Raw genomic sequence first — 13210 nt, 5'->3', positions numbered from 1 at the left:
AATTCGCTCGATTCGCGCATCATGCCCGTCGGCTGTCAGGATCAGCGGCGCAGCGCGGTCGAGGTGGGTGCGCCACGTGCAATCGATGATCTCCCCCTCGGTCGAGGACACGTGGTTGGAAAGGAACACCTGGATTGACGACAGACGCGCGAGCTGAACTGGAGACCTTCCTCCTCGGAGACCGGTTCGCTTGTCTGGCGGGCCGCTCCGCCTGGCGCCAGGGCGGCATCACTCACCGCCACTACGAGGTGATGGGCGGTGAGGAATCGGCTCGATTGATGGCGGGGGATCTCGCGGAGTTCGTCGGCGCGTCCGACTGGAGTCCACGCAAGTTCACCAGCTTCGTCGCCACCTTCGAGCAGCCGCGCGGCGTGGATGAGCTGCGTTTCGAGGAGTTGCTGTGGCAGCACCTGCAGCTGCTGCACGAAGCGGACGCGGACACGTACGCGTGGGCGCCCGGCTACTCGTCGGATCCGCAGTCCGGCGAGTTCGGCTACAGCGTGGCCGGCCATCCGTTCTTCGTCATCGGGCTGCACGAGACACACCGGCGGTTCGGCCGTCGCCCGCCGTTCCCGATGCTGGCATTCAACTCCCACCAGCAGTTCGGCCTGATCAAGGCGGCGGGCATGTGGGACCGTTTGGCGGAGAAGATCCGCAAACAAGACATCATGCTGCAGGGCGATATCAACCCGAACCTGCTCGAGTACGAGAAGCTCTCCGAAGCTCGGCGTTACTCCGGGCGGCCCAAGCCGGCCGAGTGGCAGTGCCCGTTCAGCGCACGGCCTGCGGTGGAGGAACGCGAGCTGGCCGGCCTTCCGGGAATCTGATGTGCCTCGCTCCGCCCCCACCGGGGGCGGAGCGCCCATGCCTCAGCCGCAGTGGCTCTTACCCGAGTCCCACCTGACCAGCCATCCGCCGGGCTTCGCCGCACCGCCGCCCCATCCGATGCATTTGCCCGGGGCATCGACCTTCACGGGGCCGGCGTAGTACCCGTACATATCCTGGTCGATCCGGCCATCATTGGCCCCCCAGATTCCGACTGCCGCCATCACGCCGGTCTTCGTGCCGATGTAAGCGGTCTTCCAGGTGACGACGCAGTTCGTCCTGCCGTTGTAGAGCAGGTAGATGGTGGCGAGGCCGTCGATCTGGTGGCTATCGATGACGTGATAGCTGCCCCCGCCGCAAGCCGCTACCGGGGACGACGCGGCGTTCGCCGGGGCAGCCAAGGTCAGTGATCCAGTAAGGATTGCCAGAACGGCAAGGCCCAACCTGGCTCCGTGTCTGAACACACGCATCCTTCGTTTTCCTTCCGAGAAACCATCGATCGACCACCACCCGGCGGACGGCTTGTCAGCTGCCCGCCGAGTGGATGATCCGTCAAGATCTTGCCCTCGCCCCGAACTCGAACTTTCCCAGTAGCGGGGAGGTCATCGGCTGTTGAAACCGGGTCATCGATGGGGGAACGATCCGACCAAGCCGCCGTCGATGATCAGGTCCTGGCCGGTGATGTAGGAGGCGTCATCGGACGCCAGGAAGGCGACCGCGGCAGCGACCTCCGCGGCATGGCCGATGGTGCCCAGCGGCACCTGGGCGGCGTTGCCGGCGTCGGCGGCCGGATCGGCGGTGGCGTCGCGGTACATATCGGTGTCGATGTAGCCGGGGCTGACCGAGTTGACGCGAATACCTCGTGGCGCCAGGTCAGAGCCGAGGGTGCGCGCCAGATTGTGCACTGCGGCCTTGGTCGCGGAGTAGACCGAGGCGACCGGCAGGCCGCGATGCAGTGTCCAGGAGGCGTTGAGGACGATCGCGCTGCCCTCCTTCAGCAGCGGCAGCGCCTTCTGGACGGTGAAGAACACGCCCTTGAAATTGACGTCGATCGACTGGTCGACATCGGCTTCGGTCAGTTCGGTGCTCGGTTTGAAGATCCCGACGCCGGCATTGGCGAAGACGGCGTCGAGGCTGAAGCGCCAGGTCTGGATGCGGCGCATCAGGGCATCCTGGTCGTCCAGGTTTGCCGCGTCCGCCCGCACGGTCAGCAGGCGTGGTCCGGCGCCGAGCTCGGCGGCGGCTCGCTGCAACCGGGTGTCGTCGCGTCCGGTGATGATGACGTAGGCGCCTTCGTCCAGCAGGCGCCGGGCCGTGGCCAGCCCCATGCCGGAGGTGCCGCCGGTGATCAGGACAGTTCGGTTGGTGAATCGCTGCATGCGAACGATCCTGCGTGGGCGTCCGGCGCTACAGCAGTGCGCGATGAACCTGGGGCCGACAACACCACCTTCGCGGTCTGCCGCACGGATGCCGCACCGCGATGAGGCGATCGCGTCCGGCCTCGAAGATGCCGAAGGCCGCCACTATTGCCGGGGCTATCCGACGGACGTTTCCAGGAGGGCGACCAGCCGCTGCTCGGTTTCCGTGGCCGCAGCCGGGGTGTGCAGGAGAAGGCGATGGCCGGGGAGTTCAGGAAGCGTCAAGGTGGTGTAGTCGAAGACGAGTTCGCCGACCTCGGCATGGGCGATGACCTTGGTACCGGTCGCCGTATTGCGAATGTCGTGCTCGGCCCAGATCTCGGCGAATTCCGCACTGACCGAACACATGTCCGTCGCCAGTCGGCCGAACTCCGGATCATCCGGATAGCGCGCGGCGTCCGCCCGGAACTGCGCGACGATGGCCCTGGCGGCATCGTGCCAGTGGCACACCGACGATCGGTAGCGACTGCTGGTGAAGAAGGTGATCAAACAGTTGTGGTCCGCCTCGCGATACCCGAACACCAGCTCGGCGGTGCGGTTGACAGCCACCAGATTCCAATGCACATCCAACAGGTAGGCCGGACGCGGCAGCCAGGAATCGATGACCCGGCGCAACTCCTCCGGCACCCGACGCGCGGCCGGGAGAGGCTGCGGCGGGTTCAGCCCGGCCAACAGATAGAGGTGCTCACGCTCGGCCACATCCAACCGCAGCACCCGAGCGATCGCATCCAGCACATCCCCCGACACATTGATCTCCCGACCCTGCTCCAGCCACGTGTACCAGGAGACCCCGACCCCGGCCAATACTGCGACTTCTTCTCTTCGCAACCCCGGCGTGCGGCGACCACGGGTATCCCCGACGGCCATGCCGGCATCGGCCGGAGACACTCGGGCCCGCCGAGACCGGAGAAACTCCTTCATCTCAGCACTACGTCGAGCCCGCGCGTCGGCGGAAAGTGTGGTCAGCCGCATGCCGACGATCGTAAGGGCTTCCGACCCGATTTCGCTCTGGGTGCCTGCACCCGCGAACCACTCCCACAATCCGGCTCGCTACCAGCCCGCAGCCTGCCTCCCCAACCGCCCGAAGCGTGGCCCGAGTGGGGCGGCGATACCCCACGGACCGCGGAATCAGCAGCCGTCGGGTCGGACCAGCGGAGGCGATTGTGGTTCATCGATGAGTTCGGCGACCATGTGGCGGAAGGTCGGACACTTCGTGAACTCCTCCGCCTCGCACTCCATGGCATGCTCGATCATCCGCTGCGAGGCCTGCGCTTCGGCGATGCGCCGGGCCAGCTCCGCATGCTGGCGGGCGAGTACGGTCGTGCGGGCGGTTCGGTCCGGCGCATCCAGCCAGTCGCGTAACTGCTCGAGGCTCAGTCCGGACTTCTTGCCCCGCACGATCATCGCGACCCGGACCAGGTGATCGCGGTTGTACCTGCGGCGGCCGTTCACCCGTCCGGCGGGTTGAAGCAGGCCCATCGTCTCCCAATGCCGCAGTACATGGGTGGCGAGACCGAACCGCGCCGCGACCTCACCGATGGTGAATTCGGCCTCGTCATCATCGCGGCTTGACTTCATGTTGACATTAACTTGCAGAGTGGTCCCTGGTGTCAAACAGACACCCTCACGAGGAGGACCGAATGTTCGAAGTCATCGTCGTCGGCGGCGGATCGGCCGGGCTGTCCGCAGCGTTGACCCTGGGCCGCACCCACCGGCACGCCCTGGTACTGGACTCCGGCGCGGGCCGTAATGCCCCGGCCGAAGCGGTGCACAATTTCTTCACGCGAGACGGCGTGCCCCCGGCGCGGATTCGGGAGATCGCGCATGAGCAGTTGCGTTCGTATCCGACCATCGAGCTACGTAACGGCACAGTGCAGGGCGTGCGGCAGCTACCCGAACACCGTGGCTTCGCGGTGAGGCTCACCGATGGCGGCGAGGTAGAGAGCAAACGATTGCTCCTGGCGAGCGGAGTGGTCGACGAGCTGCCGGATATCACGGGTATCGCCCAACTGTGGGGCCGCAGCGTTTTCCACTGCCCCTACTGCCACGGATTCGAGGCCAGCGGCCGGTCGATCGCGGTGATCGGCGCGACGCCGGACCGCATCCGGCTGGCGCTACACCTGAGCCGCTTCAGCTCGGATGTCGCGTTGTGCACCGATGGCGCGACCGACCTACCGGAGGCGGCGCGCGGACCGCTTGCGGCGGCAGGAATCCCCGTGCATACCGGACTCGTTGCCGAATTCCGATCGGCCGGAACGAAACTGGCCGCGATCGCCTTCGCCGATGGCGGCGAACTGCCGCGCGAAGCGGCCTTCGTCACGAGCACACCCGTCCGGCGATCTCCGCTACCCGAACAGCTCGGCTGCTCGATGTTCGCCGACACCACCGTCGAGGTCGACGAGTTCCATCAGACGAGTGTCACGGGTGTGTACGCGGCGGGTGATATGGCGCGGCGCGCGAGCGTGCCGATGCCGTTCGCCGCGGTCATCACGGCCGCGGCGGCCGGCACCATCGCGGCGAGCGCGATCGACCAGGATCTGCTCAGCCATGACTTCGGCCTGCCGAATCCCTTGTCGGCCGGGAGGCATTGATCGTGTCCGTATCCGTGACCGTCGACGCGCCCGTCGCCCGCCCGAGCAATGTCGCGCCCGCGACCGCAGGCCTGGCGATCGGCATGCTGCTGTCGGTACTCGACCAGACGATCGTCAGTATCGCCTTGCCCGACATTGCCGTCGATTTCGGTGATGTCGGCTCGCTCAGCTGGATCGTCACCTGCTATGTACTCGCGTCGACCGCTACCGCCGCCCTGTACGGGCGGTTGAGCGATCGGTTCGGGAGGCGGCCGGTATTCCTCGCTGCCATCACCATTTTCACCGTCGCGTCGGCATTGTGTGGCATGGCCGGATCGCTGCCGCGGCTGATCGCTTTCCGAACGCTGCAAGGGATCGGCGCAGGTGCGCTGTTCACCGTCCCGACGATCGCGCTCGCGGAACTGTTTCCGGTCGAGCTGCGCGGCCGGGTCCAAGGCGCTGTGGGTGCCATCTTCGCCGTCGCGGCGGTCGGCGGCCCGCTGTTGGGCGGCGTGATCACCGACGCCGTCGGCTGGCGCTGGATCTTCTATATCAACGTGCCTTTGGGGGTGCTGTCGGCGGTTCTGGTAGCGGCGGCGCTGCGACTGCCTCGCGGAGCGCATACGATCCGGCTCGACGTGGTCGGGTCGATCCTGCTGCTCTGCACCGTGGTGGGCATCCTGCTGATCACCGAGTTGTCCAGCGGGTCGTCTCCTGGCAGCGCCGGCACCACCGTCGCCCTCGGTGCCGCGGCCATCGCGCTGCTCAGCGCCTTCATCTGGTGGGAACGCCGTACAACGGACCCGGTGCTTCCGATGCATCTGTTCACCGGGCGAACAACCGGCGTGGTCCTGGCCGCGACCGCGGTGCTCGGCGCGCTGATGTTCGCGACCATCGTCTACCTGCCGACCTATCTGCGCAGTGCCTTCGGAATGAGCGCTACGGCGGCGGGGCTGGCCCTGAATCCCTATGTGCTGGCCTTCGTGGTGACCTCGTTCGTGACCGGCACTCTGGTGACCAGAACCGGACAGCCCCGCCCCTTTCTGATCGCCGGGGCGGCCGTGATCGCGGTCGCCGTCGGCCTGCTCGGGCAGCTCGGTGCGGAGTCCGCCTTCGCTGTAGTCGCGGTGGAGCTGGCAATGCTCGGACTCGGCGTCGGCATGGTCATGCAGTTGCTGGTGACAGTGGCGCAGAATTCCGTCGCACCAACAGATCTCGCGGCGGTTACTGCGGCTGTCCTGTCGGTGCGCGGGCTCGGTATGGCACTGGGTATCGCGGTGTACGGTCGCATACTCAGCCATCAACTGGACGGCGAGCCGAACTCCGCGACGAGTACGGCGGAGGCGATCCCGCATACTCTGCTCTTGGTGCTCCCCTTGGCGGCGATATTGCTGCTGCTGACCATCGCATTGCCACATCCTTCGCGATTCGGCGACGTCCGGAGCTGAGCCTGAGGGCGGAATGCGGCAAAGCACACCGTGTGGCAGACCTCGAGCACCCGGGGTCTGCCACTGCTCGGATCGGAGAGAGATGGCGCCTGCCGCCCCGGGTTGTGCAGCCGTCTGGTCGCCTCGTGTCGAGGCGTAGGTGAAGTCGGCAGCCCGCACGTGGATCGGGGCGGTCGGGTCAGCCCGCGAGGTGGCGGCTGATGACCAGCCGCTGAATCTGATTGGTGCCTTCGAAGATCTGGGTGATCTTGGCTTCGCGCATGTACCGCTCGAGTCGGAAGTCGCGGGTGTAGCCGTAACCGCCGAGCACCTGAACAGCATCGGTGGTGACCTTCATCGCGGCATCGGTCGCTACCAGCTTGGCCACCGCGGCGTTGCGAGAATAGGGCAGGCCCGCGTCCCGGCGGCGAGCGGCGTCCAGGTAGGTGGCCCGGGCGGAATCGACCGCGGCTGCCATATCGGCGAGCAGGAAACCCAGCCCCTGATGGTCGATGATCTTGCGGCCGAACGTGACCCGCTCCTGTGCGTAGGCCACGGCTTCGTCGAGTGCGGCCTGCGCGAGACCGACCGCGACCGCGGCAATACCGAGCCGTCCGGAGTCCAGTGCGCTGAAGGCGATCTGCAAGCCTTGGCCTTCGTTGCCGATCCGACGCTCGGACGGGACGAAGGCGTCGTCGTAACGCGCGGATGTGGTCGGGACGGCGTGCAAGCCCATCTTCTGCTCGGGCTTGCCGAAACTCAGCCCCTCGGTGTCTTTGTCGACGAGGAAGCAGGAGATGCCCTTGGATCCTTCACCGGTGCGGGCGAACAGATTGTAGAAGTCGGCGATGCCGCCGTGGGTGATCCACGCCTTGGAACCGGTGATCCGATAGCCCCCGTCGACGCCGGTTGCTCGGCACGCGAGCGCTGCGGCATCCGAGCCGGCCTGGGGTTCGGACAGGCTGTAGGCGCCGATCGTGGTGCCGCCCAACATCTCCGGCAGCCAGCGCTGCTTCTGCTCCTCGGTGCCGAATGCCATGAGGGGATGGATGGAGAGGCTGTGCACGCTGACCGCGACAGCGACTGCGGTCCAGCGGGCGGCGATCTCCTCGAGGACCTGCAGATACACCTCGTACGGCTGACCGCCGCCGCCCCATTCCTCCGGATACGGGAGGGTCAAGAGGCCGGCTTCGCCGAGTGTGGCGAATACGCCTTCGGGATAGGTCTCGGACCTCTCGTGCTCATCGACGATCGGCGCCAGAACTTTGTCGGCTACATCGCGGGTGAGTTGAATGAGATCCTTCGCCTCGTCGGTGGGTAGGAGTCGATCGACGGCCACAGGAATCTCCTCGGGGCGATACTCAAGACAGTACTGAATTGCATCCCACAGTACTGTCTCGCGATCAGTACTGCAAGATGCTGCGCAGTACTATCGCGATATGGAGCACCGCCCGGCTTTCGCCACGACTCGCCGCACCGAACTGTTCGATGAACTTGTCGCGCTGCTGCTGGCCGAAGGCTTCGCACACCTGACTCTTGACGCCATCGCGGCCCGGCTCCGCTGCTCCAAGTCCACCCTCTATACGCTGGCGGGCAGCAAAGAACAGCTGGTCACAGCGGCGACCGTGCACTTCTTCAAGCGGTCGACCGACGCCGTCGAGGCCGCCGTCGCGGTCGCAGGGTGCCCACGGGAACGGATCGCCGCCTATCTGGCCGCCGTTGGCGAAGCGCTCTCGGTGGCCTCCGATCGGTTCATGGCCGATCTCGACCATTTCGCCCCGGCCCGCGAAGTCTACGAACGCAACACTCGCCTCGCTGCGCGCCGGGTGCGGCAGCTGATCGATGAAGGCGTTGAAGCCGGCGAATTCCGCAGCGTCCACGCGGCCTTCGCCGCAGATCTCGGCACCACCATGATGGTGCGCATCCAGCAGGGCGGCGTGCGCGCCAGTACCGGATTGGACGACGCCGCCGCTTACCGCGAGCTGTCGGCCATGTTGACGGCGGGTATCAGCGCCCGATGAAGGCTGTTGCGGTGCGAGGGTCGTAGGCGATCTCCTGAGCGTCGCGCCAAACATGAAACGCGCGCGGTCGTCACCGGAGCCAGCGACGCTATGGGAATCGGCATCGCCGCGCGTCTTGGCAGCAGCCGACGCCGAGGTCGTCGTTCCCGTACGCAACCAGCGTCAGGGCGAGGCAGCAATCGCCACGATCAGGCAGACGACCCGGAAGGTGAGAGTGTCGCTGCGTGAACTCGATTTGTCGTCAATGGCTTCAGTGGCGGCTCTCGGCAAGATTCTGCGAGAGGTGGACCGCCCGATACACCTTCTCATCAACAACGCCGGTGTGATGACTCCACCGGATCGCTTGGTCGGCACCGTCGAGTCGGCGACACTTCCCGCCCTCTACGCCGCCACTTCTCCCGACGCCCACACCGAACGCTTCTACGGTCCCAGCGGACCCGGCCACCTGGGCGGCCCGCCCGCGGAGCAGAAGCTCTACAGTCGGCTCCGCAGCCACGAGGATGCCCAACGTATCTGGCAGATCTCCGAGGACTTCACCAACATCCGGTCCTGGACCTGACCAGTCAGCATAATCTTCGCCAGCCGCCCCGCGGAGCGGTGGCGAGGCGCCCGGCGCACGGTTGACCGGCAGATGGTGTGCACTGTCGGATCAGTCTTCCTCCCCGCGGCCTCGTCGGCTGCCGATATAGGCGCGTTCCCTGATCCGGGTGACGATCTCGGGGACAAGGGTGACCTCGGCCGGATGGTTGAGCATCGGATCGAAGAAGTCGGTTCGGTGCTCACGGGGCTCCGCGTAGTGCAGGACCAGTTCGCCGGCGACGCGTCGCGGGGTGCCGAGGCCTTGAACGGTCACTACGAATCCGAGGGTGTTCTCGCGTAGGTGCTCAGCCATGGCGTCGAGTGACGCGGTGGCGGGCTGGTCGTTGTCAGGTTCAGCGAAGAGCCAGGTCAGGCCGGAATTGCCGAATCTGTAGGGCAGCAGAGACCCGTATCTGGCGCTGGCCCAGCCGCGCGCAGGGGTAATGGCCAGGCGACCAAGCCCGCCACTTCCGGTCGTGGCCAGCACGACATCCCATGGGTGTTCGTCGCGATCGAGTGTGCGAAAGGCCAGCCCTAGAACATCCGGTAAACCAGCGGGAGTACCGATTCCCTTGGACAGTCGCGCGATCACCGCTCGTTCGCCGTCCCCGAACAGGGAGACGTATTCATCCTCGGCATGGAACCTGCCGGACAGCCGGAGGCCACGAGAACTGACGACGCGGCCGTGCCGGATCCTGGCGCCGGCCTCGAAGGCCTTGGTCACCGTGGCAGAAACAAGATCAGCCATGAGACCTCCAATCATCGAAATACTGATGTGCGTAGCGCGTACCCCCTCTGCTTCGAGATACGCACCGGTGCCGATCAGCGATCGAATGAATCGGCCGCCGACGGGCCGAGTGCTGCCATGCCCGTTAGAGGTTGGTTGCGCGGGGTAGGCAGGTAGCGGTGCAGCGTTGCGCCGACCTGATACCGGTAACGCGCCGAAGGGGACGAGATCCGCATGAGCACTACCACCACCGCCACGCTATTGGCGCAGCTTCGCGCTGTCCTCGACCTGACCAACACCGAGATTCAGATCGCCGAGACCCGAGTCTCGCAGGCTCGGACCGATGCGGTGCGCAGGGAGTTGTCCGAAAACGCCGACAAAGCCCGTGCCCGCGCCGAGGCCATTGACGCCGCGGTCCGTGAACTCGGCGGTGTCCCGCCGCTGATCGGCCCGATCCTCGGCAGGGCTACCGCGGTGTTCAAAGCGATGATCGATCAAGCCCAACCGTTCGACGAAGCGCTGCTTGGCGACCTGACTCGCGAGCATCAACTCCTCGACCGAGCCCGCTACGTCAAGGCACTCGCGATCGCCGACCACCGCACCGATGTCGTGTCCCTGGCCGAGCGATTGATCATCGCGCACTCGGCGACCGTGGAATGGCTGACGACCGTGTTGGCCGAGGACGCCCTCGGTGGACCGGCCGCACTCAGACGGACACCGCTGCAAGCGGCGACCGGCACCGCGGTCAAGCTGGTGAGTATCCCGGTCAACTGGTCCGCCCGCGGCATCGACCGGGTCGTGGAGACCGTGCGCGCCACCCCGCCCGCGCTGGGCGAGCTGCTGGCTCAGGGCGCGCATGCTGGTGATGTCGCCGTCAAAACCCTCACCGCCTCCCGCGATGCGGCGCTCGAGACCGCCGAACAGGTGACCCGCAGGGAAGGCGCCGACGCTGCGGCCGGCGCTGTCCATTCGATCCGCACCGTTACCGGCGTCCTGGAACCGGAGGAGCTGCCGGTCGTCGACTACGACGAGCTCAACGTCGGTGAGGCCGTGGCCGCAGTCAAGGAGCTGACCGATCCCGTAGATGTGCGAGCCATTCTTGCTTATGAGGAAGCAGGCAAGAACCGGCAGGGCGTCGTCTCGGCGGCACACACTCGGCTCGCCGCAATTGCCCGGGAAGTCACCGGCCTCACCTGAGGTCGCCGCTATGCCGAGAACGAGGCCCGCAACCATCGGCTCGGGCAGTGCCCTGGTGTGGGCGCACAGTCGGTACCCGAGTCGCGTGGTCGAAGGGGCCAGTATGGCGAACCATGTTTGGAGCGTGGGAGATTCGTCGCGTCGCTTCGACGGCATCCTGTTGTCGTCGTACTGGCGGACCGAGGAGATGATCAGCACCTCTCACTGGCGGGCTTATCGGCCAGGCGGAATTCGAATCGCACCGTCGCGCCGTCGGTGGACCCCTCTGTCTCACAGGGCTTCGACCCCGTCAGGAACACCAACGTCTCATCAGGGTTCACGAGAATATGGCCCGCTGACGACTCGCTCTCTGTGGGCGGTTCGGGATCTTCCCTGCCGCCCCGGTAGGACCCGGTGTACTCGCATTGTGTGCAGTCGGAGTCAGGATCGACGGCCGTTGTCACCGCGACGCACCCGCCGCACTTGGTTGCGATTTCGGCTCTCACATCCGCCACGACCTCGTCGACGGGATCTTTTTGCCGCTGACCAGGGTTCCCGATCCTGATCGGCGCGACGGGCACACCGCCCCCGCCGGTCCGTATCGGCTGTCCCGGAATAGGCTGTGGCCCTCCACTTTCGGGAATGCTCTCCCCAGACTGCCCAGTCGGTGTCGTCGCGATGGCCGGTGTCGCGTGCCGGGGAGGTGGCGGGGTCCGGGTAACGGGAGGCGATGCGGCACAGCCGCCGCAGATCATTACAGAAACCGCGGCCATTACGATCGCCGTCCCGGCGCGTGGACCCGTTCTCCTAGGGATCACTGCCCCCACGCGGCCGTCTCCGCGACCCGCTCGCACCCTCTGCGTAACCATTGCCCACGTTCACTCCCGGCAGTCGACCACACCGGACAGCTAATTGAAGCAGGGCTGGGGAGTTGGCCTACGGGATTGGCCTACGGCCCTCGAGAGGCCCGCTACCGACGCAGGAATCGTTACCACCTCGGGGACGAGGTAGTCATCCAGCAGATGCCGGGACATACTAGAACCGCCATCTCGACAACGGTTTCCCGACCGAATCACGCGACCGGCTCTGCCCGCACCGTTTCATACATCTCGCCGAGCGCACGCACACAATCGTTGCGGTCGTATCCGAGCAGCGCGGTCTCGGTAGGGTCCGGCTGGTAGCTGATGACATTTCCGCGGCCCTGCACGATGAATCCATCGGGCAAGAGCGGATGTTCCTCATCGCGCTCCTCGATGACGCGGTCACCGCCCGCAGCGTCGACGAGCATCTGAAAGTACTCCCGGAAGCTGAGGTTCTCATCGCCGATCAGATGGGCCTTGCCCGGTTCGGCATGCTGGAGCGCGCCCCAAATAGCCTGGGCGAGTGAGCGGGCGGACATGTAGTTCGTTCCGCCAGGAGGTGCGAAGTCGGGGATCTGCGGTTCATTGCCTGCCGCCCACGAGAACAGCTTGCGGTAGCGCTTGGCGGAAGGGCCACTGATGACGCCGAAAATGTTCGGCGGATTCAGCGTCGAGACGTTGAAGGATTCGTCGGCGAGCGCCCTTGCGCCCTCGTCGGCGGCTCTGCGGGCCGCGACGTAGGGCAGTGCGTCGGCGAGATCGGGCCGCAAATGGTGGTAGTAGCTGCCGATCTGGACGAAGCGCCGCACACCTGCCTCTTTGGCCAGCGCCGCGAATCGCGGGACACCGCTGGATTGCGTCTTCTCCCAGAACTGTGCCTCGTCGACACCCCGACCCATATGACGGAAGTCCTGGCCGGCGGCGAAGACGATGGCATCGAACGGCGCGAGGTCTGCTGCGGAGAAGGTCTGTTCGGCGTAATCGCCGAGCAGGACCGGGAACTCGTGCACGGGTGAACCGCCATCGAGCGGGTTTCGCGCCGCCACGGTGACGTCATTGCCTTGCGCACGCAGATGTAGCGCTGCGTGCGCGCCGATCATGCCGGTGCCGCCGACGATCAGAATCCTCATGAAAACCCTTTCAGGAGTTGACATCACCCAGTGCGTGAACGGGGCGTCGCTCGGTCCACCCCAAGTGAAGGACTCGCCGCGCGATCAACCACCGCCCGTCGACACGCCGATAGCGGTCTCGATAGCGCAGATGCCACACGACATCAATGGCATTGCCCGGCTTGCCGCTGAGATGATGCGCGATACACGCGATGTCGCCGGTGGCCTCGTCGGGTGTTGTGCCCATGTCGAAAATGCTTCCCACCACGGCGTGCAGTGTGGCGTGGGTGCGACCGAGCGTGCGGCAGGTCTCGATGATCGCGTCGCGTCCCCGCGCTTCGTGCGAGGGGCGCATGGTCCGCGGTGGATCCGGCACCGCGAGCACGGCGTCTTCGGTGAACAACCGGGCTAGCAGATCCAGTTCCCGACCGTCGGCATAGCCCGCGTAGCGGTGTACGAGATCGGACAGCTCGGCGCGGTCCTCATGGGTGATCACGG

General features: G+C 66.0%; 13 protein-coding genes and 1 pseudogene. 6 read left to right on the top strand and 8 right to left on the bottom strand.

What is annotated here, in order from left to right; genetic code table 11:
• Positions 1-134 precede the first annotated feature (134 nt).
• Complete coding sequence (gene gntA / locus GV792_RS02930) at positions 135-827, top strand: guanitoxin biosynthesis heme-dependent pre-guanitoxin N-hydroxylase GntA (protein WP_163821994.1); 693 nt, start codon at positions 135-137, stop codon at positions 825-827.
• Between the two features lie 42 nt (positions 828-869).
• Here the strand turns inward: gntA and GV792_RS02925 are convergent, their stop codons facing one another.
• From GV792_RS02925 to GV792_RS02910, 4 genes are all read right to left on the bottom strand, one after another.
• On the bottom strand, positions 870-1295 hold the full coding sequence (locus GV792_RS02925) for a hypothetical protein (protein ID WP_256670352.1): 426 nt from the start codon (positions 1293-1295) through the stop codon (positions 870-872).
• A 153-nt stretch (positions 1296-1448) separates the two neighbouring features.
• On the bottom strand, positions 1449-2204 hold the full coding sequence (locus tag GV792_RS02920; protein WP_163821993.1) for an SDR family oxidoreductase: 756 nt from the start codon (positions 2202-2204) through the stop codon (positions 1449-1451).
• Between the two features lie 156 nt (positions 2205-2360).
• Positions 2361-3164: a helix-turn-helix transcriptional regulator gene (locus tag GV792_RS02915; RefSeq protein ID WP_256673752.1), complete on the bottom strand. Its 804-nt coding sequence runs from the start codon at positions 3162-3164 to the stop codon at positions 2361-2363.
• Positions 3165-3371: 207 nt separating this feature from the next.
• Positions 3372-3821, bottom strand: coding sequence for a helix-turn-helix domain-containing protein (locus GV792_RS02910; protein WP_163821991.1), 450 nt, complete (start codon positions 3819-3821; stop codon positions 3372-3374).
• Between the two features lie 62 nt (positions 3822-3883).
• Here GV792_RS02910 and GV792_RS02905 point away from each other — a divergent pair, with 62 nt between their 5' ends.
• The gene (locus GV792_RS02905; protein ID WP_163821990.1) at positions 3884-4834 is read left to right on the top strand and encodes an NAD(P)/FAD-dependent oxidoreductase; all 951 of its coding nucleotides are present in this window, start codon (positions 3884-3886) and stop codon (positions 4832-4834) included.
• Positions 4835-4836: 2 nt separating this feature from the next.
• Positions 4837-6261 carry an MDR family MFS transporter gene (locus GV792_RS02900; RefSeq protein ID WP_163821989.1) on the top strand — a complete coding sequence of 475 codons (1425 nt, stop codon included), beginning with the start codon at positions 4837-4839 and terminating at the stop codon, positions 6259-6261.
• Positions 6262-6439: 178 nt separating this feature from the next.
• On the opposite strand, the gene GV792_RS02895 is transcribed toward GV792_RS02900, so the two are convergent.
• Entirely contained in the window at positions 6440-7579 is a 1140-nt protein-coding gene (locus GV792_RS02895; protein WP_163821988.1) for an acyl-CoA dehydrogenase family protein, read from the bottom strand.
• 100 nt (positions 7580-7679) lie between these two features.
• Between GV792_RS02895 and GV792_RS02890 the strand changes: the two genes are divergently transcribed.
• Positions 7680-8261 (top strand): TetR/AcrR family transcriptional regulator, encoded by a 582-nt coding sequence (locus tag GV792_RS02890; RefSeq protein WP_163821987.1) that lies wholly within the window; start codon positions 7680-7682, stop codon positions 8259-8261.
• 6 nt (positions 8262-8267) lie between these two features.
• Positions 8268-8820 (top strand): annotated as a pseudogene (locus tag GV792_RS02885) (SDR family NAD(P)-dependent oxidoreductase).
• 90 nt (positions 8821-8910) lie between these two features.
• Here GV792_RS02885 and GV792_RS02880 read toward each other — a convergent pair.
• On the bottom strand, positions 8911-9588 hold the full coding sequence (locus tag GV792_RS02880; RefSeq protein WP_175582981.1) for a phosphodiesterase: 678 nt from the start codon (positions 9586-9588) through the stop codon (positions 8911-8913).
• Between the two features lie 213 nt (positions 9589-9801).
• Between GV792_RS02880 and GV792_RS02875 the strand changes: the two genes are divergently transcribed.
• Positions 9802-10764, top strand: a complete 963-nt coding sequence (locus GV792_RS02875; protein WP_163821986.1) for a ferritin-like domain-containing protein — start codon at positions 9802-9804, stop codon at positions 10762-10764.
• 1051 nt (positions 10765-11815) lie between these two features.
• Here GV792_RS02875 and GV792_RS02870 read toward each other — a convergent pair.
• Together GV792_RS02870 and GV792_RS02865 are read right to left on the bottom strand one after the other, a co-directional pair.
• Positions 11816-12733 (bottom strand): NAD-dependent epimerase/dehydratase family protein, encoded by a 918-nt coding sequence (locus tag GV792_RS02870; RefSeq protein WP_163821985.1) that lies wholly within the window; start codon positions 12731-12733, stop codon positions 11816-11818.
• A 10-nt stretch (positions 12734-12743) separates the two neighbouring features.
• Positions 12744-13208 carry a nuclear transport factor 2 family protein gene (locus GV792_RS02865; protein ID WP_163821984.1) on the bottom strand — a complete coding sequence of 155 codons (465 nt, stop codon included), beginning with the start codon at positions 13206-13208 and terminating at the stop codon, positions 12744-12746.
• Positions 13209-13210 lie beyond the last annotated feature (2 nt).

Origin of the sequence: Nocardia cyriacigeorgica, assembly GCF_010868145.1 — a bacterium.
GTDB classification, from domain to species: Bacteria; Actinomycetota; Actinomycetes; order Mycobacteriales; family Mycobacteriaceae; genus Nocardia; species Nocardia cyriacigeorgica_D.
Note: the sequence above shows the minus strand (reverse complement) of the source record. Positions and strands in the feature narration are given on the sequence as shown.